Here is a 21,210-nt window from a genome sequence, read left to right as displayed (position 1 = left end):
AGTCAACGCGACTGCGGGCTTTTTGCGCTGCAATTAAGCCTTACTTGAGTACGGCAATTGCTGCTTCATAGTTAGGCTCGGTACCGATTTCGGCAACCAGTTCGCTATGCAGAACCTTGTCGTTTTCATCCAGAACCACAACTGCACGGGCAGCAACACCCGCCAAAGGACCAGAAGTCAAAGCGACGCCATAGTCTTCAAGGAATCGAGCGCCACGCATGGTCGACAGGTTGACGACGTTTTCCAAGCCTTCAGCACCGCAGAAACGTGCTTGGGCAAACGGCAGGTCAGCCGAAATACAGGCCACTACTGTATTGGCCAAGCCGCTGGCCTCAGTGTTGAATTTACGCACAGACATCGCACAGGTAGGCGTGTCGACGCTTGGGAAAATGTTCAGTACTTTACGCTTACCTGCAAGGCTGCTCAGGCTAACGTCAGCCAGACCCGCACCAACCAGCGTAAATGCCGGAGCCTGCTGGCCTACCTCAGGCAATTTACCTGCTACATCTACAGGGTTGCCGCGCAAGTTTACTTGAGTCATTGCAATGATCCTCTCGGTTTTGGATGGTCGAACTCGATACACCAGTAAAACATGTCAGGCATAAAATAGCCCCGATTTGCGGGGCTATTTCAATCAAGGGCTAACTGTGGGAATCACACTTAGCCTTGATTGTTGAAATGCTCTTTTGTCAGCTTCACCACCACTGGGCTGAGTAGCAACAGCGCCACCAAGTTAGGCAGAGCCATCAAGCCATTGAGGGTGTCAGCCACCAACCAGGCAAAATCCAACTGAGCAATTGCACCAAAGGGTACAGCCAACACCCAGATAATACGGAACGGCAGGATTGACTTGGTCCCCACCAAGTATTCCCAGCAGCGCTCGCCGTAGTAGCTCCAGCCCAAAATAGTGGTGAAGGCAAAGATCACCAACGCGATGGTCAGGATTGGGCCGCCGATACCCGGCATTGCCGAGTCGAATGCCGCTGCAGATAACGCTGCACCACTGGTACCACTGTTCCACACGCCCGAGCAGATGATTGCCAAGCCGGTCATGGTGCATATTACCAACGTGTCGATAAAGGTCCCGAGCATGCCGATCATGCCTGAACGAATCGGGCTGTCAGTTGTACCGGCAGCCTGAGCGATACCCGCAGTACCAAGACCTGCTTCGTTAGAGAAAATACCCCGCGCAACACCAAAACGAATCGCTGCCATAACCGCTGCACCGGCAAAACCACCAGTTGCAGCAATCGGAGTGAAGGCGTGTGTAATGATCAGGTCAAATGCAGCAGGAATGGCGGCGGCATTAACCACCAACACCACGATTGCCGCGATGATGTAGGCCACGCACATAAATGGAACGAGTGAAGCCGCCACCTTACCGATACGGCGAATACCGCCCAAAATCACCATGCCCACCAGCACCATGCTGACAACACCGGTCACCAGAGGCGAAACATTGAAGGTCTCTTGCATGGCGCTGGCCATGCTGTTGACCTGGACCATGTTGCCGATACCAAAGCCTGCAAAACCACCAAAGATGGCGAAGGCTGCGCCCATCCAGGCCCACTTCTTACCAAGGCCGTTCTTGATGGCATACATCGGGCCACCGACAAACTCACCCCGTGAATCTTTTTCACGGTAGTGAACAGCCAATACAACTTCACAGTACTTGGTGGCCATACCCACCAGAGCGGTACACCACATCCAGAACAACGCACCTGGGCCACCCAGGAAGATCGCAGTGGCAACACCGGCAATGTTACCGGTACCGACAGTCGCGGCCAGCGTGGTCATTAATGCTTGGAACGGGGTAATCTCACCGCTTTCGTTGTCGCCTTTAGTGCGACCTTGCCACATCAGACGGAAGCCTGTGGCGATGTGTGTCAGCGGCATAAACTTCAGCCGCAGCATCAGGAAAAGACCTGTGCCGAGGATCAACACCAACATCGGCGGCCCCCAGACGAGACCGTTAACCTGGTTGACCAGATTGTTGATGAACTCCATCGCTAGCTCCTTTTTTCTTGTTGTTCAGCGCCAGCTGTTACCAGCGCTGATTCGTCAGGACATGCCGCTGATAAGCGCCACTGTCTATGCTGACAACTGATCGAGGTTACGGGTCACGTAAAGCCGACCAGCGTTGCAGCAACCCAGTTGTGTCAAAGTGCTACAGCACCTTGATGGCTTTGGATGCTACCACGCCTCTTTTAAGAATGGAGCGTTGATTTTCAAGAGTTTTTCCTCTGAACAAACAATCAGAAATCACGCTTAAAGAAAATATCCAACGAACTGGCTAAACCACTGGCGGCTTCTAGGTACAGGCGCTTGGTCAACTCATAGCGCAAGGCCACGGTATTGACTGGCTCAAATACCCCGACGCCATAACGCAAACTAAGGCGCTCAGACAGCTTGCCGCTGGCAACCACGCTGGTGCTGTTGCCACTGCCTTCACTGTCTAGCTGGAAGTCTTGAATCCCCAAGGTTTGTGCAACGTTGCCTGCAAAGGGCGTTCCGCGCTTGAGGCTCATTGCGACAACGGCCTGACCGATTAGATTATTGTCTTCACTGTCTCCAATTGGTCGCCCTAGTACCAGATAGCTCAAGGCTTGGTTCTGACTCATCGCCGGTTCGGAGAAAACTTCACTGTGAGGTTCAGTGGCAATGCCGGTAAGGCGCAGGCCCGCCACCACATCGTCGACAGTCCGAATGGCCTCAACATCCAGGTAAGGCTGATCAATCGGCCCAGCAAAGAGCAAGCGCGCACGGCGGATGGTGAGTTTCTGCCCATAGGCGGCGAATTTACCGTTATTGAGGTCCAGCACACCGCGGGTATCCAAGTCATTACCTATGTGAACCCTGCCGGCAATTTCAGCCTTAAGACCAAAGCCACTGAACTTGAGCAAATCGTCACCGACAATCACATCAACATCCATAGCAATTGCCACGGGCTGCTTGTCTACCGCTTGGCTGCCGACAATTCGCGCATCGCTCGATACCTGCACGGTAGAAGGCGGCAGTTCACGCACCTCAATACTGCCGCGTGGCACCAATACCTTGCCACGTACTGACATCTGCTCATTGGCAACGACGATTGTTATATCGGGCTCTACTTCCAGCGCGGCGTAAGGCTCGACATTAACCGGCAACTGCTTGGCGCTGATGTTCACTTGCCCTGCAAGACCATCTCCCCAGGCCAGATTGCCCTTCAACTGCCCTGCGCCCTTCTCGCCACTGCGCCAATCGCCAGTTAATTGCAGGCTTTGGCCATTGATCAAGACCAGCAATTGCAAGCCTTCGAAGTTGGTCGGTAACTGGCCGCCGGAGATTTCAGCATCACTCAGCTGCACACGGCCGTTAACCAACGGAGCCAGAAGAGTGCCCGATAATGTGCCGCTGCCACTGATGCGCCCGGCTAAGGTGTCAACCATGGGCACGAAGGGTCTGGCGATCGAAATATCGACGCCTTGCAAGTTGAAAGTACCTGATATTGGCCGCTTACCCGGGCGCGGATCGAGCTTGGCCTGAACATTGAGCTGACCAATTTTAGGGCCGCTAAGCTGGAGATTACTGGTGATCTGGGTTGGTTTCAGATCACTGGTCAAACGCAGGCTGTCATAGCTAAAGTCATTCCACTGGCCGGCGTTACGCACCTGCCATGAACCACGCCCGGCATCTACAGTGATCTGGCCGCTCGGCCCAGCGCTTGGTATATCGAGCTTAATCGCCGCATCCAGTTGTCCCTTCCATCTAAAGTCATCCGGATACCACTTGGCCAAACTGTCCAGCGGGAAACCTTTAAGCTGGTAGCGAATTCGCGGGTTGGGTAGTAGACGTTGATCCTCACCGCATAAAGATGCGCTACCGGAACGCCAGCAATGTTTACCCAGCGTTATCTGTCCATTGGCCAGACGTTCTAAAGCAGCCGCCTGCTGTAAATTCCAATCCTGCCCGCCACTTTTGATCTGACCGCGATCAAGGCTGCCGCGCCAAACTCCTTTGTCGTTTAATACCCCGTGCAAGGCCGTAGAAGTTTCAAGCAGCGGGCCTTTTAGGTCGAGCCTGAGGCTTTGTCGCTGCTGATTGCCTTGCGCCGCGGCCTCTAAACGCCCGAGTTGGGTCTCGCCAAGGGCAATACCTTGCGCAACCAGTTTTAAATCAGCCTGCTGCGCACTGTTTAAGGTTGCATCGAGGTTCAGGCTAGAAACTCGCTGATCTGTGTAGGCGATTTGTTCGCCTTTCAATGTCAGCTTACCCTGCGGCGCGTTAAGGCTTCCTGCCAAATCGACCTGACCGTTAACCTGACCTTGCAGCCCCGGCCAGAGCTGACCTAAGCGCGGTAAATTCAAACGTACTTGGCCGGCCAAGGCTTTATTAAGCACAGCATTACCGGTAATGCTGTTATCGCCCAGTTTGATATTCAGCGCGCTTAGGTTCCATGCCTGACCAGCACCAGTGGCATCAACTTTAACCTGTGCCGTTTGGCCGCGCAGCTTGCCGTTAATGTCCAGCGCAGCATTCAGGCTGAGCGCTTCATTCTTCAATTGGCCTTTGCTGACCAAGGGGCCAGCCAGTTTACCCGGCATTTCCGCCACCCAATATGCAGGGTCGATGTCGATGAGTTGCAGTTGCGTATCCCAACTGATGCCGTCAGCAAAACCGACTTGTACCCGCCCCTCAGCCTTACCTTGCCCGGCCACGACGTGTAAGTCTGGCAAGTGCACTTGAGTGAGGTCCCCACTCACAGGGGTCGTCACACTAAATGCGCCCGCAGGCCCAAGCAGGTTGGCGTCGATATTTCCCAAGTAGTTGCCATCAGCAAAGCTGATATCGCCTTTGAGGGTTTTAACACTCACTGGAGGTGGCGTTTCCAATGGATAGAGCATCAGCCATGGGAAATCTTGCCAGTCGAATGTGGCGTCGACGCTGAAGCCATCGCTCCAACTCATCTTGGCGTTAAGGTCTAGCTTGCGTTGCTCATCGGCGCGCAGTTGCAGCTGCGAGATATCCGCGCCCTCGCCCGTAACCACCCCCTGTAGCAGCAGGGCTACATCACCGCCATCACCCGGCAGTTGTGCATTACCCTTGATTTTATAACCTTGCTTGAGATCACCCTCTGCGTTGAGTAAAACCTTGTTCAATCGCAGTGTCTCTGGCAACTCTGCGCTGCCTTTGAAGCCATCGGCAGTGAGCTGCACCTTAGCGGGTAAATTATCTGCCAGGGCTTGTAATTCACCACTCAAGTGCCCCGGTAAATAGCCGCTGCTTTGCGCCTCTATTTTGAGGGTCTTTTGCAGGTCGCCAGTGATGTTAACGGCCAGTTTCCATGGACCTGCATCCGGTGAAGGCAGATTTACATCCCCGTTAACCGTAAGTGGCCAGTCACCGCTTGGTTGCAGCAGGCCGGTCAAGGCAAGGCTTAAATCCTCACGTTGCAAGTCCAGCTTATCGATTTTCAGGCCTTCACTGGTCCAGTGTGCAACCAGCTGTAACCCCTGCAATTGTTCAACACCATTAAGTTGCAGGCTCCCGACCTTAATCTCGCCCAGCTCAACAGCCACAGGCAATTTCAATTCGGGTAAGGTTATCGGCCCGCTACTCGGCTCATCTGTACTTGCAGGTAATTGCAGCGTGATGGCTTGCGCCTTGAGTTGGTCAATACACAGCGTCATGCGCAGCAAACAATCTGGCGACCACTCAAATTCGGGATGATTGACCTCAACAACAGTGGAGTCTTGTTGCCAATGCAGTGAATCGGCCTGCCAGTGCCCCGCTAAACGGCCGGTGTAGTTCTCAACTTGTAGCCCAGGCACTTGACCTAATAACCAGCGACTTCCCGCCTGCGTCCCCAACAGGCAGACAACAGCCACAAGCATGAGTAAAAACACAGCCAGGACAGCCAAAAGACTGCGCTTCAACAGGCGGCTCAAAGCTCCGGCCCCATCGAGAAGTGAATATGGATGCCGTCATCATCATCTTTGCCGGGATTGATCGGCTGAGCTAAGTCCAAACGCAACGGGCCCAGTGGTGAGATCCAGCGCACCCCAAAACCAAATGACTTTTTGAGCGACGGAAACTCCAAATCGTTGAACGAGTTACCTTGGTCGAAGAAGGTTGCAACCCGCCATTTTTCGGCGACGCTGTATTGATACTCGACTGAACCAGCGACCAGATAGCGCCCGCCAATTTTGTCACCATCGGAGTTTTCCGGTGACAAACTGTCGTAATCATAGCCGCGCACGCTTTGGTCACCGCCCGCGAAAAAGCGCAGCGAGGGTGGCACATTGCTGAAACCGTTCGACTCAGTGCCCCCCACCTGCGCCCGTGCAAGAAATCGGTGTCTCTTGGCCACGGTATAAAGGCCCTTGGCTAATGCATTGGAGTGCACCACGTCGGAGTCGGAACCTAAGCCTTCTTTACCCGCAGAAAGGTCGAACTGCAGACGATAACCCTGACTGGGGTCAATCTGGCTGTCACTCTGCAAATAGGCATAGCTAACACCTGGCAACAATAAGGTGCTCAAGCCTGAGTCATCACCCAATTCGTACTCTTCGCGCTGCCACTTCAGTGAAATCACTCGCTGCCAGCCACTATCAAGCTGACTATGCCATTCAGGGCCAACAGTGATCAGCTTGCTCAAGGTGTCGGTGTCTGGCAGGTCTTCGTATTGATAGCCCCCGGCAAAGCGAAACTTGTCAGTTAAGGGTGGGTCGAGCGGCACATCATAAAACAAGCTGACGTTTTGCCGAGGTGCGGACAACTCCATTTCTGCGCCATAACTGTGCCCCTGCGGGTTGGCATAGTGGCGGGTCCAGTTAGCACGGCCTCGTGGGCCTACGTCAGTTGAGAAACCCAGACCCAACCCCATACTCCGGGGCTTACGCGCTGCGAGCTGAACAGATACCGGGATAGTCTCGCCAACCGCCTGAGACGGATTGGCATCCACTTGCACGTTGTCAAAGTAGTCACTTGAGCGCAGCGCCTGGTAAAGCGCTGCAATTTTGTCTGAGTTATAGGGAGCATTCGTCTCGAACGGCACCATGCGTTGAAGGAGTTCATTATCAAGGTCGTAATCCCCTGAGAACACAACATCGCCGAAGGCATAACGTGGGCCACTGTCATAAATGAGAGAAATGTCGGCAATACCCGCGCGCGGGTCAATTTCAAGCTGCTGGCTGGTGAACTTACCCGCGAAAAAGCCGTAGCGGGAGCCTTGGCTGAGGATGAAGCGTTTAGTCGCTTCGTAGGCTCCGTGATTAAGTACGTCACCCGTCTTGAGGCGTGACGCCTTGGGCAATTTAAATTGGCTCAGTTGCGCTGCTGGCCCATCGACACGAACCACAACATCGCGCAGGTGCACAGGCTCACCAGGGATGATAGTAACCTTCAGCTGCGGCGGGGTTGATGCAACCACCTCTGTGGTGATCTGCGCTTGATAGTAACCAAGTGCTTGGGCCGCTTTCTCAGCTTGGGCTTGGGCCACAATTTTAAAACGTTGCAATGCATCGGCATTCCGTTCACCGAGTGAACCGATATAGCCTTCCACGTTGGCCTTGAGTTCTTTATTCGCCGGTTTGACAGAAACGCTTAAACGCGATTCAGCCAACAGATTGGCGCAGAACATTATGAGCGCCACTCCGGCGCAAAGCTTTTTCACCACTGTCATAGATGCGATGCTAGCACGTCGCGGGTCCAAGCCTAGAGCCCTTAGTACGGCTAAAGATTTCAAGAGCAGGCATCAGGGTGCCACTGCTCAGTGCTCTCAAGGCTCAACCGGAGCGTTAGTGCTGGGCGTCATGTTCAGGCGCTGGCCTTGTGCAAGTGCTGCGGATTGAGGTGTAGAAACACATGCTCAATGACAGGGCCGACTGCAATCTGGCCAATTTCTTCATACCCCTGGCGCTGGTAAAAGTTAAGGTAATGCGGGTTGCCAGTATCGACCACAATCCCTTGTGAGTTAGGGTCATCAGCGCACCAGTTATGCAATGCCCCAAGCAACTGTTCACCCCGGTGCTGGCCTTGGAACTCAGGGTGAATGCCGATCAATGGCAATACGTGATAAGCACCCGCTGGCACGATGGTCATCAATGAGCCATGGTATTCGAGATAGCGCTTGGTGCAGCGAAAACCTGTGGTTAATAACATGCGCATGCGCCATGCCCAGCTTTCGGTGATATCCAGCCTACGCTGCGGAGGCGCGATCAGAGCGATGCCGATCAGCCTGTCTTCAATCAGCAACCCGATTGCCGGTTGGTCCTCACTGAAGTGCTGCTGCACAAGCTCACGCACAGTGGCGCGCACGCGCTGATCAAAACCAGGGCGCTCAGCTTCAAATAGATAAGCGAACGTGGGATCGTGCCGGTAGGCATGGTAGAGCAGTGAACGCGCCTCATGGGAATAACCAGAGTCGAGCATTCGAACTTCAGCAGGGCTATTTGGCATCGGTGAAGACCTCTCGTATTTTCCGTAAAGGGCCTACCCCCACCCTAGCACCGCTAAACCAAGGCTGCTAGATGGCTGGCCGCCACAGGTCGCAATCGGCTAGCATCTGTCTCCTCACCGATAAAGAATTCAGGATCTGCCGCCATGAAGATTGTCTCCTTCAACATCAACGGCCTGCGCGCCCGCCCGCACCAATTGGCGGCTTTGATTGAAAAGCATCAGCCAGACGTCATTGGTTTGCAAGAAACCAAAGTGTCTGACGAGCAATTCCCAGAGGCTGATATTCGTGCACTGGGCTACCACGTCCATTATCACGGACAAAAGGGGCACTACGGTGTAGCCCTGCTCTCGCGTGAAGAGCCGCTCGAATTGCATAAGGGTTTTCCCGGCGACGAGATTGACGCCCAGCGGCGTTTTATCTATGGCACCTTTGCCGATAAAAATGGCAACCCTGTGACCGTTATGAATGGTTACTTCCCGCAGGGAGAAAGCCGTGACCACCCAACAAAATTCCCGGCCAAGCAACGTTTTTACGCTGACTTACAACAACTGCTCACCACTCAGTTCCAGCCAAATCAAGCGCTGGTGGTGATGGGTGATATTAATATCTCGCCGGAAGACTGCGACATTGGCATCGGTGAAGTGAACCGCAAACGCTGGCTGAAAACCGGAAAATGCAGCTTCCTCCCTGAAGAGCGCGAATGGCTCGCCACCCTTAAAAGCTGGGGCCTGGTCGACAGCTTCCGCCTGCAAAACCCGAGCGTCGATGATCAGTTCAGCTGGTTTGACTACCGCAGCCGTGGCTTTGAAGACGAACCCAAGCGTGGCCTGCGCATCGATGTCATTTTAGCCAGCGCGCCACTACAAGACAGAATCAAAGCCACCGGCATTGATTACGCACTGCGCGGCATGGAAAAACCCTCGGATCATGCGCCTATCTGGCTAGAGCTTGAGTAAACCTGAATCGTGCGGCTGATATAACACTCATCTGCCGCGCGAAAATATCCTGCCGGGTTGGCAACCCTGCAAGAATTCCAGCGACCCACTCGCCACGTCATATCTTCGTCATAATATTGTCTTATCTTCGCGGCACTTCTCACCCATACAAGGTGTTTGCCGCATGTCGCGCGCTTTGCTCGATACTGAATCTCATACGTGGAGCCGTGCCTCCACCCTTATTCTGCTCGGTTTTATTTGCTACGCCCTACCCTGGTCGGTATTTGCAACGCAGCAACCTGTAGCCAGCGGCAATCTATCAAACAGCACGCTTGTGCGCATTCAAGGTTCGAACACCATCGGTGCCAAGCTTGGGCCAGCGCTGGTTAAAGGCATGCTTGAGGCTCAGGGTTATAGTGCAATCAACAGCCAACCCAGCAAGGTAGAAAACGAGCAGACCATCAGCGCGACTTCGGCTAAAGGCCAGAAGGTAAGCATTAATGTTGCTGCCCATGGTTCGAGCACCGGCTTTGTTGGCCTGCAAGATGGCAGCGCAGATATTGCTGCGGCCTCGAGGCCAATCAAAGCTGCAGAAATCGCCAGCCTCAGCAGCTTGGGTGATATGAAAAGTCGAGATGCCGAACAAGTCATTGCCATTGACGGACTGGCTATCATTTTGCACCCAAGCAACCCAATCAATTCACTGCGCACCGATCAACTGGCCCAAGTGTTCTCGGGCGAAATCGATAACTGGGCGCAACTGGGCGGCGAGTCAGGTGAAATTCATTTATATGCCCGCGATGACAACTCAGGTACCTACGACACCTTTAAAGAATTGGTGCTCAGCGCCAACGGCAAATCTCTGGCCCCGACTGCCATGCGCTTTGAATCCAATGACAAGCTCTCTGACACCGTAAGCGCTGATCCACAAGGCATCGGCTTTACCGGCCTGCCTTCAATCCGCCAGGCCAAAGCCCTGGCCATTGCCAGCGGTGACTCGCAACCGATGTTGCCAACACGAACAGCCATTGCAACTGAAGATTACCCACTCTCTCGGCGGTTATTTCTCTATAACTCGCCAGCGCCAAGCAACCCGTGGGTAAAAGCCTTGGTTAACTTCGCTCATAGCCCACAAGGCCAGGCCATCGTTGCGCAAAATGGCTTTATTTCGCAGACCGTCAGTGCAGTCAAAATCACCCCAACCGCACAAATGCCGGCTACCTACCAAAAGCTGGCCAACAATGCCCAGCGGCTGTCTGTTAACTTTCGCTTCGCCGAAGGCAGTGCCGAGCTCGATAACAAGGCCTTGCGCGATTTAGATCGGGTGCTGGACTACTTAACCGACCACGACAAGCTGCATCAAAACGTGGTGCTGATCGGCTTCGGTGACCCTAAATCAGACCCAGCGCGGGCCGAGTTGCTATCAAAACTTCGCGCCATGGCCGTTCGCCGAGAACTGGCCAAGCAGGGCGTAATTTTCAAGGAGATTATTGGTTTGGGCGATCGTCTCCCAGTCGCCGCAAATGACGATGAAGGCCGAATCAAAAATCGCCGGGTTGAGGTCTGGGTTTACTAGCTGCAAGACCATGAAAAAAGGCGCTTGATGATCAAGCGCCTCTTAGGTTGGCGTTGGCTAGAATACGAAAATAGCCAGCAAAATGATTATCGGGATCGGCACGCCTAGAAAAAACAATAGTATCGAGCGCATATCAGTCTCCTTAACTCAATTGTTGTTGTGATCAAAGGTCACGTTGACGACCACCGAAGGTGGCGGCAAAGCTCGCGATGAAAGCGCCTATCAAGAGTGAGATAAACAACCAGATCGCGGCATAAGCAGATGCTTTACGGGCATCATCGGCAGTCTTGCGAGCTGCCGTCTCAGCTTCGCTTAGGGTGGTTTTGACCCGGGTGAATGTCTCAGTCACACGCTGCTGCGCTTCTTCCTGAGTAAGCCCGGTATGCTGAGCGACGACTTGACCCACATACTGAACATCTTCAGCGGGCAAATCCCCGGTCCGTATGGCGTTCATAAAGATACGGGTCACTTCAGCCATCGGCACGGCCGTGTTTTGCGCAGGGTTCAACGTACTCTGTGCACTGCCCTGCATCGCGGTATTGGCATTCATGTTAGGGCGGAACAGACCATCAAGTGCGTAGCGCATAAGGCCATTGCTGCTCTCGCCTGAGGTCGAATCAGCGTTAGCCGCAGCAGCACCGGCACCCGCCATTACGGCAGAAGATGCAACGCCTCCAGCCACCGAGGCACCAACTTTGGCGCCGCCACTGACAATCGCACCGGCCACTGAACTCAAGAGCACGGCAGTGGCCAGGGTGGCGACACACCACGCCAGAAATCCGTGGGCAGTATCGCGGAAGTAGACCTCATCAGTATGTACATCAATCCATTTGGCTCTTAGCCGACCCGCCAGATATCCGCCCATACCCGCAGCCAATAGTTGGGTGAAGGTGACCCAGACAATGGTCGAAATACCGAAGGTCGTGGCGCTAACGCCATCGTTGGCCCACGGCGAAACCGACGAGAAACCCAGGCCCGTGCCCAGTATCAATAATATTAGCGATAACGCCGCTGCCCCGGCTGCACCTGCGAAAATAGCGCCCCATGAAACTGCGCTGACAGAAAATTGCGGAGCATCTAACTCCGTTCTGACTGAATCGTATAATGGGTTCTGCTCAATTGTTGTTTTCATCATATTCTCTCTTAGGCAGCGTGCAAGGATGCAGTAAACGGGACACTGGCAATGACACTTGCTGGCGGTGAATCAGTGCACTTAGGGGCACAAAACTTGATTCAGGCCATCACATCCATGTTTAACCAGTTGTGCATCTAAACCCTTTAAATGCACAGACAAGCGTCCCGCTCATACTTCAATAGAGCAAGGTGCATGCCACCACCTAACGAATATAAAACATCATATTAATCATATACTTACGATCAATATCGAGGGAGAAATATCTTGCATCATGCACGACCCTGTCGAGCAAAGCCGTGCAGTTTGCATGGTGCAAGAGAGAAAAAGGTTGTGTGTATTTACAACGCGCTGGTGTGCCCACTCATTTGAAGTAAGCACCTTTCACTTAATAGGCTTGAAAAGAGAACCCTTCACATTTAAAAGCGCGACTGCTGTTAGTCGCCGATTCATATAAGGCGCTTGAGCAAGCGTATTAGGTTCTGTTCAAGCACTTCGGTCCGTCTGTGGCCCCTTCCCTCAGTGTATGTCCAGAGCCTTACATCGTGGTCTACGGGTTCAGGAAATATTGATAGCAATGGATCTGAGTTCGATACCCGTGTTGCTGACCTTGTGACCTGGGCCAATTACCAAAGGTGAGGCTACGCGAGCCAGTTCGCGAACTTCATCAACAATTTCTTTCTAAAGCGTATGGTATGGGCAAACCTTAATCAGGCGTCAGGATAGGCTGAGGCCGGTATTTTCTGACGCCTCGGCAGTGGTTCGGAGATTTCCATCCGTGGATCAAGCGAAGAGGCGTCCTGTGGTCGCCGTCCTACTTCGCTTCAAGCTGCGGCGGCGCGCCGATTAATGTTTTGTGGCAATACAACACCGCATTAGGACGCCTACGGCGTCAGCGCTCTAAACCTCGAGGCTTCCCGCGAGCAGGGTGACAGCGGGTTACGCTGGTTTCAGCGGTAAACGTCTCGACGGTTGCCTTGCCAGTAGCTCGGGGATCATCCCTACTGGCCACCCGCTCATCCATAAAATCAAGAATTCGTTTCGCTGACGGCTTGTCGAGCTTACGCAACTGTGTTTTGGCCGTGTCGGTGTAATCAATCGTCCAGGCCAAGGTCTTGCCTTACGTCCGCAACAGAGTGAACGACCTCTGTATTTTTACGGACGCGCTCCAAGACCTCAGCTGCGAGGTAGTAATCCTCAAGGTCAGTCAGGCCATGATCGATGATTTCGCGCAGATAATACGCCTTGGTACGGCCTGTGCTGGTCGCTAAGAAATTTAATCGCCGCTCGGTTTCTGGTTCCAAGCGAATGGAAGTGGCCATGTCTAAGGCTCCTATGTGATACGTGTATTCACGTTTATCACAAGTCTGTCCAACCGCACTCGAGGAGGTACAGGTCGAATGCATAGCGTACGATTTTTTCAGAATTCTGTTCGTTCCCCAATTAGACAGTGACTCTTTTTGACTTAACCAATTGCTCGACCGCCCTCCTTTATCCACCAGCCGCCGAACGTTTGGGGTTGTGCTTGATTGGCACACCATCAGGCTTCTGCGCCTGATTGGCCCTATCACCCAGCCAGTAGGGCCACGCATAGCAAAACGCCCAATACACTGTATTGGGCGTTTTGCGTGTGTAGCTACTTATTAAGCGGCTCTGGTTATCGACTGGCGTTCATCGCTTCGCGGGAGATGTATTTGCCGATCTCGAACTTGCCAATGGCAGCACGGTGAACCTCATCAGGGCCGTCAGCCAAACGCAGGGTGCGTTGCATTGCGTACCAATAAGCCAGCGGAAAGTCATTTGATACACCGCCACCACCGTGCATTTGGATCGCACGATCAATGACTTTAAGCGCAACATTGGGCGCGACTACTTTGATCTGAGCGATCTCACTGCGCGCCACCTTGTTGCCGACGGTATCCATCATGTAGGCGGCATTCAGTGTCAGCAGGCGTGCCATGTTGATTTCCATGCGCGAGTCAGCAATCAGGTCAACGTTGCCCCCCAGACGCGCCAACGGCTTGCCAAATGCAGAGCGCTCGATCGAGCGCTCGCACATCAGCTTAAGGGCACGTTCGGCCATACCGATCGAGCGCATGCAGTGGTGAATCCGGCCTGGGCCAAGGCGACCCTGTGCGATTTCAAAACCACGACCCTCGCCCAACAATACATTTTCATAGGGCACACGCACGTTTTCAAAAACCATTTCTGCGTGACCGTGCGGCGCGTCGTCATAGCCGAACACAGGCAATGGGCGAATGACTTTGACACCCGGAGTGTCCATCGGCACCAAAATCATTGAGTGCTGTTGGTGGCGCGGGCCATCAGGGTTAGTCAGCCCCATAAACACCAGGATCTTGCAACGTGGATCACAGGCGCCAGAGGTCCACCATTTGCGGCCATTGATCACCCACTCATCACCTTCGCGCACAGCTGTTGCTTGCATGTTGGTGGCATCGGATGAGGCCACCTGCGGCTCGGTCATGGCAAAAGCGGAACGAATCTCCCCGCTGAGCAAGGGCTCAAGCCACTGCTTCTTCTGCGCTTCATTGGCGTAGCGCACAAGTACTTCCATATTGCCGGTATCTGGCGCGGCGCAGTTAAATGGCTCCGGACCAATCAGCGAGCTGCCCATTATCTCTGCCAAAGGTGCGTATTCAGCATTGGTAAGCCCCGCTCCCAGTTCCGAGTCTGGCAAGAACAAGTTCCACAGTCCTTCTGCCTTAGCCTTGGCTTTGAGCGTTTCCATAATTGCTGTCGGCTGCCAGCGATCACCCTCACTGACTTGCTGTTCAAACACAGCTTCAGCGGGATACACATTGGCTTCCATAAACGCTGTGACGCGCTCACGCAGGTCCTGAACTTTGGGCGAATAAGCGAAATCCATGGGCGCTACCTTTTGACATTGGGCGGTAAATTAATTGACTGAAAATTATGCTAGATCACAGATGAAAATTTACCTAAGCTATTTTCACCGTGTATAAACATTCATCACCGATATATGATTCACTGATGCTGGCACACCTCGGAGCAATTACGGAATGAATCTCAACAAGGTCGATCTGAACCTCTTTGTCGTCTTCGATGCAATCTACACCGAGGCTAACCTGACGCGTGCCGGGCAAATTGTCGGCATCACCCAGCCGGCGGTGTCTAACGCCTTGGCACGCCTGCGTGAAACGTTTAACGACCCGCTGTTTGTGCGAACGGCGCAAGGCATGGTGCCCACACCGATGTCGCAAAACATCATTGGCCCGGTGCGCAATGCGCTGCAGCAACTGCGGATATCGGTTCAAGAAAGCCGCACGTTTAACCCGGCTCAGGCCAATAAGACTTATCGCATCAGCATGACCGACCTCAGTGAAGCGATGATTTTGCCTACACTGTTCCAGCGTCTGCGCCGCATGGCTCCAAAGGTCTGTATCGAAAGCATGTTGGCGCGCCGCCGCGAGACCACCAAGGAGTTGGCAGCTGGTCGACTCGATTTTGCCGTGGATGCGCCGCTTAACACTGACCCACAAGTGCGTCACGTCAAGCTGCTTGAGGACCGCTACGTCTGCGCCGTGCGTAAAACCCATGCGCTGGCTAAAGACAAAATCAGCCTTGATGAATACCTTTCACTCAGCCATATCCACATTTCCAGCCGCCGCAGTGGTTTGGGCTACATCGATCTGGCGTTGGGTAAAATGGGGATTCAACGCAAGATCGCTCTGCGCTCTCAACATTACCTGATGGCCAATACGGTATTGCACAACACCGATATGGCGATGACGGTGCCAGAACGCTTCGCACGCAGTAATGACCTGCACTACATGCATTTGCCGGTTAAAGAAATGCCCACACTGGAGACGCACCTTTACTGGCATGAAAGCACTGATCAAGACCCGGCTAACCGTTGGATGCGTGAGCAGATTATCGAGATTTGCCAACAAGTGATTCAGCGTGAAAAGAAAGCTGAACAAGCCGACGTGCAAGGTGAATGACGTGCGCGTCGGTTTCGCCGAACCAGGATGGGCGCGCTTGGTCTTGCCCTTCCTGCTAGAGCGCAGCGCTTAGGCGCTGTCGCGCATCACAATTTCATAGCCCACATCGATCCTGGCCTGTTTCGGTTGCTCACCGCGCATCAGGCTCAGGAGCATATCAGCCGCCAGTTCGCCCACTTTGCCGCGTGTTGTACGTACTGTGGTTAATGCCGGATGCACCCAAGCCGCAGCAGGTAAATCGTTGAAACCGGCGATGGCAAGACGCTGCGGTACCGCAAGCTCAAGTTGCCGCGCACGGAACAAGGCACCGAAGGCCAAGTCATCGTTATTGAAAAACACGGCATCGGTTTGCGGATGCTGTTCCAGCAAGCGATCAAGCAAGTTGGCACCCAAGCCAATCGATGACACTTCTGGCGTCAGCATTTCCAGAGACGGGTTATAACGGCCCGTCTCACGCATAGCATGCCGATAACCTTCGGCACGCTGCAGGGTACGTGGGTCAAGCTGCGCGGCGGCAAAGGCGATGTGCTGGTAACCACGTTCAATCAGTGCACGGGTCATTGCCGCGCCTGCCTCGAACTGGGAAAACCCCACACAATAATCCTCTGCTGATTCACTCAGCTCCATCATGGTTACAATCGGCCCGCGATAATTAGCCAGTACCTCCCGGGCGATATCGCTACGCTCAAAACCGGTCAAGAGTAAACCTGCTGGCTGATGGGCCAAGAAGGAACGCAACAGCCGTTCATCCTCGTTGTCACTGTAGTGACTGACACCAATCATCATCTCGAAACCCGCAGGCATCAGCACCCGTTGAATCGCTTCAGCGGTGTCGACGAATACTGAGTTGGATAATGATGGAAGAATCGCTGCCACCAGGTTTGAACGGGAGCTGGCCAACGCCCGCGCCGCTGAATGTGGCACGTAACCGAGCTTTTTCACGGCCTGCATGACTTGCTCACGCAAACTGTCGGAAACCCGTTCAGGTTGCGAGAGTGCCCGCGATGCCGACATCAACGAACAACCGGCAGCCTTGGCTACATCATTCAAAGTGACGCGCTCCGCTGTGCGGCGACGACGTTGACTCATAGCGGTAAACTCATTTTCGGGAAATAGCAGTTAAATCGGTCAGCAATATTAGCAAGACATCGGTGCCAACCGCTGCACAGCCTTTAATTCAGCATGCAACGGTTGGCAATTAATGCCGCGGGCTTATTGGTCGGCTTTTTTAACTTCAGCCTGTACTTGGTCAAACAGCTGCTGGCCAACAGTATCGGCCACTTGCTTGATCGCTGGCTGCGCTTTGTCACGCATACGCTGGACTTCAGCAGGACTGATTTCGTTGATCTGCATGCCGTTCTCTTTCAGCTTAGCCAAGGCCTTGGCTGCTTCCTCACGGGTGTCTTTACGCTCAAAATCACGGGCTTTGACAGCCGCTTGCATGATGATGTCTTGTTCGGTTTTGGATAGGCCATCCCACCAACGCTTGGACGCAGTGACAATCCATGGGCTGTAGACATGGTTGGTGACGGTCAAGTACTTCTGCACTTCAAAGAATTTTGAAGACAGAATGGTGTTGAACGGGTTTTCCTGACCATCGACCGCTTTGGTTTCCAGGGCGGTAAACAGCTCCGAGAATGGCAGCGGTACTGCGTTTGCACCCATCAACTTGAAGGTTTCAAGGAACACTGGGTTTGGCATTACGCGCAGCTTGATGCCATCAAAATCTTCCATCTTCTCAATGGGGCGCACGTTGTTGGTCATATTGCGGAAGCCATTCTCCCAATAGACCAGACCCACCAAGCCCTTCTCTTCCAGCTTGTCCATTATTTCGCGGCCAACTGGGCCATCCAGTACTTTGTCAGCTTGCTCGGCACTGTTGAACAGAAACGGCGTATCCCACACGGCCATTTCCTTGGTGATGCCAACCAGTGTTGCAGTCGAGCCGACCATCATTTCCTGTGCGCCGCCGATCAGCGCGTTCTGCATTTGATCATCCGGGCCAAGGCTGGCAGCACCAAAGGTGCGGACTTTGAGCTTGCCGCCCGAGGCTTTGGCGACCTCTTCCGAGAGCAGCTTGGCGGCACGGCCTTGGTTACTGTCTTCGTTGAGGCCATAACCAAAACGGATCATACGTGGGCGAATATCGTCTGCATGGGCAGCAAAGGTCGCCAGTGGGCTAAGCAGGACGGCGGCGGTCAGGCCAGCGATCAGTGTACGTCTCATGGATTGCACCTTTTTTGTTGTTGAATGAGTCGGACCAACAGTAATAAAAGCAGTGTGCTGCGCGCCTTTAGCCAAGCGCGCAGGCAACATGGCCGCCACGATCAGCGCAGCCATGCAAGGGGGACTGTGACAATCGCCGGAAACGCGATCAGCAGCAGTACAATTGCCAGGTAGATCAGGAAGAACGGCATGACACCCCGTACCAGAATTTCCATTCGCAGCTTGCCAATGCCGCCCACCACGTTGAGCACAGTGCCAACGGGAGGCGTGATCAGGCCGATGGAGCCGATCAGTACGAACATCACCCCGAAGTACACCGGATCAACCCCCGCCTTGGCAGCAATCGGGGCCAATACCGGGGCTAGAATCAAAATGGTTGGCGTGAGGTCTAGCACCATACCGATTGCAATCATCAGCAGCATGATTGCCGCGACCAGCAAGCGCGGATGATCGGCCAATGGACCCAACATAGAGGCCAGTTCGGCGGGCAACTGGGCTAAAGTGACCATGTAAGCGGACACCGTTGCAGCGGCGCACAAGAACATCACCGAGGCAGTGGTGCGACTGGCGCGGGTCATGGCTTCGATTAGGGTTTTCCAATCAAGTTCGCGATAAAGCAGGGTCGACACGGCCAACGCGTAGGTTGCAGCAACCACGGCCGCCTCAGTGGGCGTGAAAATACCAAAGCGCAGACCGCCGACAATAATCACCGGCAGCATCAGCGCCGAGGCGCCATCAATCAACGCCGCCCGGCGCACTTCTTTACTGGCTTTAGGCGGCGAAGGCTCGGTAAAACCGCGAGCGATCAAGGTCCAGGCGAAAATCAAGCCAGCGCCCATAATCAAGCCAGGCACCAAACCGGCCATAAACAATTGGCTGATCGATGTGTTAGTCACTACGCCGTAGATAACAAATGGCATTGAAGGTGGGATGATTGGCGCAATAATGCCCCCGGCCGCGACCAGGCCAGCAGATGAATGCAACGGATAGCCACGTTGACGCATCATCGGCAGCAACAGTGTCGCCAGTGCGGCGGTATCTGCAAGCGCGGAGCCAGACATACTGGCCAGCAGTACGGCCGCAGCGATCGCCACAAAACCCAAACCACCACGCTTATGGCCGACAAATGCTTGCGCCATGGTGATGATTCGCCGCGAAATGCCGCCCGAATTCATCAGCTCGCCAGCCAAGATAAAAAATGGGACCGCCAACAGCGGAAAGCTATCGGCACCTGCCAGCAGGTTTTGCGCCAGCAGTTGCACGTCCCAAAAATCCAGATACCACATTAACACTGCGCCCGTGAGCATCAGCGCAAAGGCGATTGGCATACCAAATGCCATGAAACCAAGCAGTGAAGAAAGGAATACAGCAACCGTCATGTGCGTGTCCTCGGTGGGCGTTGCCCATTGTTCTTATGGCTGAATTAAGGCTCGAAGACCCGCTTAATCGATTGTCACATTGGCTGTTGCATTGGCCAGTTGCTGGCTTCTGCGCCAGACGTTGACCAACTGCACAAACGCCAATAGCACCAGCACAGCCATGCTCGCCAACACTGGAAGCATGGCTACCGCTAGGGGATAACCCACCACGGGACTGCTGTTGCTCCAGCCATACTGCATCTGCTCCCATGCCCCTTTGACTGAAAGTGCACTGGCGGCAGCGACCAGTAGCCAGCTCAATGAGTCGACTACTTTGCGTGTCATCTGTGGGAAGCGATCTCGAATCAGGGTGAAACTCATCAGCTCACCACGGCGCATGCTCGACGCCACACCCACGAAGACCAACCAAACAAAAGCCAGCCTTGAAAGTTCTTCGGCACCCGCCCAGCCAGTGCCAAAGGCATAACGCAGCACGACATTGCTGAACACCACGATGACCATAAAGGCCATTAGCGCCGCCATCATCATGTCTGTCACTTTGTCGAACATCTGGGCAACACCGCCGGTATAGATCGGCTCACCGGTTAAACGTGCGCCCTCTTGCTCGGCGTCAGTTTGAGTCGCATCGTCAACTTTAAAGTTGTTAGCGCTATCAAAATCAGCGCTTTGATCAACCGCTGAAGCAAGCAACACCTGCTCCGGCGCATTGACTTGCGCCCAACTGACAATCTCAGACACCACGACTTCGCGGCTTTGGCTGGCATCCACAGTCAGGACACGGGCTTCAGCTGCTGGGGATTCAAGGGTGGCGAATTGGCTATCGACCAATGAAGTCGGCATAAAATGCCCTGGCCGAGCCCCCACGCGCTCAAGCGCGGTGGCGTGATCAATATCCAGATGCGCAAAGTACAAATCGCTGATTGCCGCCCTTAATTGCTCGCGGTAGCTATTTTTCAGCGCCGAACAGGCCAAGACAAAGCCCTTTCCAGCCCCTTGTACGGACTGCATTTCAGTAATCAGCGCATCCAGCCACACCCGGCGATTCTCATCACTAAGTGGAATACCGGCGCTCATGCGCTGAACATTTTCCTGAGGGTGAAATAAATCGGCTTCAATGTGTTGCAAGCCAAGTGCGTCAGCCACGGCACGGCTGATATCACTTTTACCTGAACCGCTAACACCCATAACCACGAGTGCACGCATAGCTGATTCGGTGCCTTGGGCAGGAAGGCTGGTTTTCATTCATGTCTCCGACGCGCCGTCACAGCAGCACTGTTTTGTTTTAACCGATGTTAGCGCTACCAAATTTATCAAGCAAGTAAAAATCTTCAGTCTGACTGGATCGCATCGTGCGGGGACATGATTCGGTTGCTGGGAATCCAGTCGGATACAGGCGTGCGTATAGATGGGGACTAAGCATGATAAATAACATTATATAAATCAGGTAAAGCATTGTTTAGATTAGAATTAATAAAGTTAAAGCCATTTCTAGGAAATGACTTTAACGCAAACCAGCTCCCTTCTTGAACACTCTCGCCA

Annotated in this window: 15 protein-coding genes; 3 read left to right on the top strand and 12 right to left on the bottom strand. The window is 53.8% G+C overall.

What is annotated here, in order from left to right; translation table 11 throughout:
* Window positions 1–40 precede the first annotated feature (40 nt).
* The 5 genes from tpx to ACIGCM_RS22190 all read right to left on the bottom strand — a co-directional run bounded on the left by tpx (window position 41) and on the right by ACIGCM_RS22190 (window position 8,439).
* Window positions 41–541 carry a thiol peroxidase gene (gene tpx / locus ACIGCM_RS22210; RefSeq protein WP_397504237.1) on the bottom strand — a complete coding sequence of 167 codons (501 nt, stop codon included), beginning with the start codon at window positions 539–541 and terminating at the stop codon, window positions 41–43.
* A 119-nt stretch (window positions 542–660) separates the two neighbouring features.
* Window positions 661–2,007, bottom strand: coding sequence for an alanine/glycine:cation symporter family protein (locus ACIGCM_RS22205; protein WP_397504236.1), 1,347 nt, complete (start codon window positions 2,005–2,007; stop codon window positions 661–663).
* A 248-nt stretch (window positions 2,008–2,255) separates the two neighbouring features.
* Entirely contained in the window at window positions 2,256–5,927 is a 3,672-nt protein-coding gene (locus ACIGCM_RS22200; protein ID WP_397504235.1) for a translocation/assembly module TamB domain-containing protein, read from the bottom strand.
* Entirely contained in the window at window positions 5,924–7,663 is a 1,740-nt protein-coding gene (locus ACIGCM_RS22195; RefSeq protein ID WP_397504234.1) for an autotransporter assembly complex family protein, read from the bottom strand. The genes ACIGCM_RS22200 and ACIGCM_RS22195 overlap by 4 nt, the downstream gene beginning before the upstream one ends.
* Before the next feature lie 134 nt (window positions 7,664–7,797).
* A complete protein-coding gene (locus tag ACIGCM_RS22190; RefSeq protein WP_397504233.1) occupies window positions 7,798–8,439 on the bottom strand; it encodes a GNAT family N-acetyltransferase in 642 nt (213 codons plus the stop codon).
* Window positions 8,440–8,583: 144 nt separating this feature from the next.
* Here ACIGCM_RS22190 and xthA point away from each other — a divergent pair, with 144 nt between their 5' ends.
* Window positions 8,584–9,396: an exodeoxyribonuclease III gene (xthA, locus tag ACIGCM_RS22185; RefSeq protein ID WP_397504232.1), complete on the top strand. Its 813-nt coding sequence runs from the start codon at window positions 8,584–8,586 to the stop codon at window positions 9,394–9,396.
* 163 nt (window positions 9,397–9,559) lie between these two features.
* Window positions 9,560–10,951 (top strand): substrate-binding domain-containing protein, encoded by a 1,392-nt coding sequence (locus tag ACIGCM_RS22180; protein ID WP_397504231.1) that lies wholly within the window; start codon window positions 9,560–9,562, stop codon window positions 10,949–10,951.
* A gap of 163 nt (window positions 10,952–11,114) precedes the next feature.
* On the opposite strand, the gene ACIGCM_RS22175 is transcribed toward ACIGCM_RS22180, so the two are convergent.
* From ACIGCM_RS22175 to ACIGCM_RS22165, 3 genes are all read right to left on the bottom strand, one after another.
* Window positions 11,115–12,083: a hypothetical protein gene (locus ACIGCM_RS22175; protein WP_397504230.1), complete on the bottom strand. Its 969-nt coding sequence runs from the start codon at window positions 12,081–12,083 to the stop codon at window positions 11,115–11,117.
* Between the two features lie 1,094 nt (window positions 12,084–13,177).
* A complete protein-coding gene (locus tag ACIGCM_RS22170; RefSeq protein ID WP_397504229.1) occupies window positions 13,178–13,405 on the bottom strand; it encodes a CopG family transcriptional regulator in 228 nt (75 codons plus the stop codon).
* Between the two features lie 335 nt (window positions 13,406–13,740).
* The gene (locus ACIGCM_RS22165) at window positions 13,741–14,970 is read right to left on the bottom strand and encodes an acyl-CoA dehydrogenase (protein ID WP_397504228.1); all 1,230 of its coding nucleotides are present in this window, start codon (window positions 14,968–14,970) and stop codon (window positions 13,741–13,743) included.
* A 154-nt stretch (window positions 14,971–15,124) separates the two neighbouring features.
* Between ACIGCM_RS22165 and ACIGCM_RS22160 the strand changes: the two genes are divergently transcribed.
* Window positions 15,125–16,066, top strand: coding sequence for a LysR family transcriptional regulator (locus ACIGCM_RS22160; protein ID WP_397504227.1), 942 nt, complete (start codon window positions 15,125–15,127; stop codon window positions 16,064–16,066).
* A 69-nt stretch (window positions 16,067–16,135) separates the two neighbouring features.
* Here the strand turns inward: ACIGCM_RS22160 and ACIGCM_RS22155 are convergent, their stop codons facing one another.
* The 4 genes from ACIGCM_RS22155 to ACIGCM_RS22140 form a co-directional block, all read right to left on the bottom strand.
* Entirely contained in the window at window positions 16,136–17,155 is a 1,020-nt protein-coding gene (locus ACIGCM_RS22155) for a LacI family DNA-binding transcriptional regulator (protein WP_397504226.1), read from the bottom strand.
* Window positions 17,156–17,278: 123 nt separating this feature from the next.
* Window positions 17,279–18,292 carry a TRAP transporter substrate-binding protein gene (locus ACIGCM_RS22150; RefSeq protein WP_397504225.1) on the bottom strand — a complete coding sequence of 338 codons (1,014 nt, stop codon included), beginning with the start codon at window positions 18,290–18,292 and terminating at the stop codon, window positions 17,279–17,281.
* Between the two features lie 101 nt (window positions 18,293–18,393).
* Entirely contained in the window at window positions 18,394–19,671 is a 1,278-nt protein-coding gene (locus tag ACIGCM_RS22145) for a TRAP transporter large permease (protein ID WP_397504224.1), read from the bottom strand.
* 63 nt (window positions 19,672–19,734) lie between these two features.
* Window positions 19,735–20,913: a gluconokinase, GntK/IdnK-type gene (locus ACIGCM_RS22140; RefSeq protein WP_397504223.1), complete on the bottom strand. Its 1,179-nt coding sequence runs from the start codon at window positions 20,911–20,913 to the stop codon at window positions 19,735–19,737.
* Window positions 20,914–21,210: the final 297 nt, after the last annotated feature.

The organism is Pseudomonas sp. NPDC078700 (assembly GCF_044542375.1).
In the GTDB taxonomy this organism is placed as follows: domain Bacteria; phylum Pseudomonadota; class Gammaproteobacteria; order Pseudomonadales; family Pseudomonadaceae; genus Aquipseudomonas.
This window is presented reverse-complemented; position numbering and strand designations above follow the sequence as displayed.

What these genes read in the sequence shown, in the direction of transcription:
- tpx (WP_397504237.1), bottom strand. Translation starts at nt 541, where the DNA reads ATGACTCAAGTAAACTTGCGCGGCAACCCTGTAGATGTAGCAGGTAAA.
- ACIGCM_RS22205 (WP_397504236.1), bottom strand. Translation starts at nt 2,007, where the DNA reads ATGGAGTTCATCAACAATCTGGTCAACCAGGTTAACGGTCTCGTCTGG.
- ACIGCM_RS22195 (WP_397504234.1), bottom strand. Translation starts at nt 7,663, where the DNA reads ATGACAGTGGTGAAAAAGCTTTGCGCCGGAGTGGCGCTCATAATGTTC.
- ACIGCM_RS22190 (WP_397504233.1), bottom strand. Translation starts at nt 8,439, where the DNA reads ATGCCAAATAGCCCTGCTGAAGTTCGAATGCTCGACTCTGGTTATTCC.
- xthA (WP_397504232.1), top strand. Translation starts at nt 8,584, where the DNA reads ATGAAGATTGTCTCCTTCAACATCAACGGCCTGCGCGCCCGCCCGCAC.
- ACIGCM_RS22180 (WP_397504231.1), top strand. Translation starts at nt 9,560, where the DNA reads ATGTCGCGCGCTTTGCTCGATACTGAATCTCATACGTGGAGCCGTGCC.
- ACIGCM_RS22175 (WP_397504230.1), bottom strand. Translation starts at nt 12,083, where the DNA reads ATGAAAACAACAATTGAGCAGAACCCATTATACGATTCAGTCAGAACG.
- ACIGCM_RS22170 (WP_397504229.1), bottom strand. Translation starts at nt 13,405, where the DNA reads ATGGCCACTTCCATTCGCTTGGAACCAGAAACCGAGCGGCGATTAAAT.
- ACIGCM_RS22165 (WP_397504228.1), bottom strand. Translation starts at nt 14,970, where the DNA reads ATGGATTTCGCTTATTCGCCCAAAGTTCAGGACCTGCGTGAGCGCGTC.
- ACIGCM_RS22160 (WP_397504227.1), top strand. Translation starts at nt 15,125, where the DNA reads ATGAATCTCAACAAGGTCGATCTGAACCTCTTTGTCGTCTTCGATGCA.
- ACIGCM_RS22155 (WP_397504226.1), bottom strand. Translation starts at nt 17,155, where the DNA reads ATGAGTCAACGTCGTCGCCGCACAGCGGAGCGCGTCACTTTGAATGAT.
- ACIGCM_RS22150 (WP_397504225.1), bottom strand. Translation starts at nt 18,292, where the DNA reads ATGAGACGTACACTGATCGCTGGCCTGACCGCCGCCGTCCTGCTTAGC.
- ACIGCM_RS22145 (WP_397504224.1), bottom strand. Translation starts at nt 19,671, where the DNA reads ATGACGGTTGCTGTATTCCTTTCTTCACTGCTTGGTTTCATGGCATTT.
- ACIGCM_RS22140 (WP_397504223.1), bottom strand. Translation starts at nt 20,913, where the DNA reads ATGAAAACCAGCCTTCCTGCCCAAGGCACCGAATCAGCTATGCGTGCA.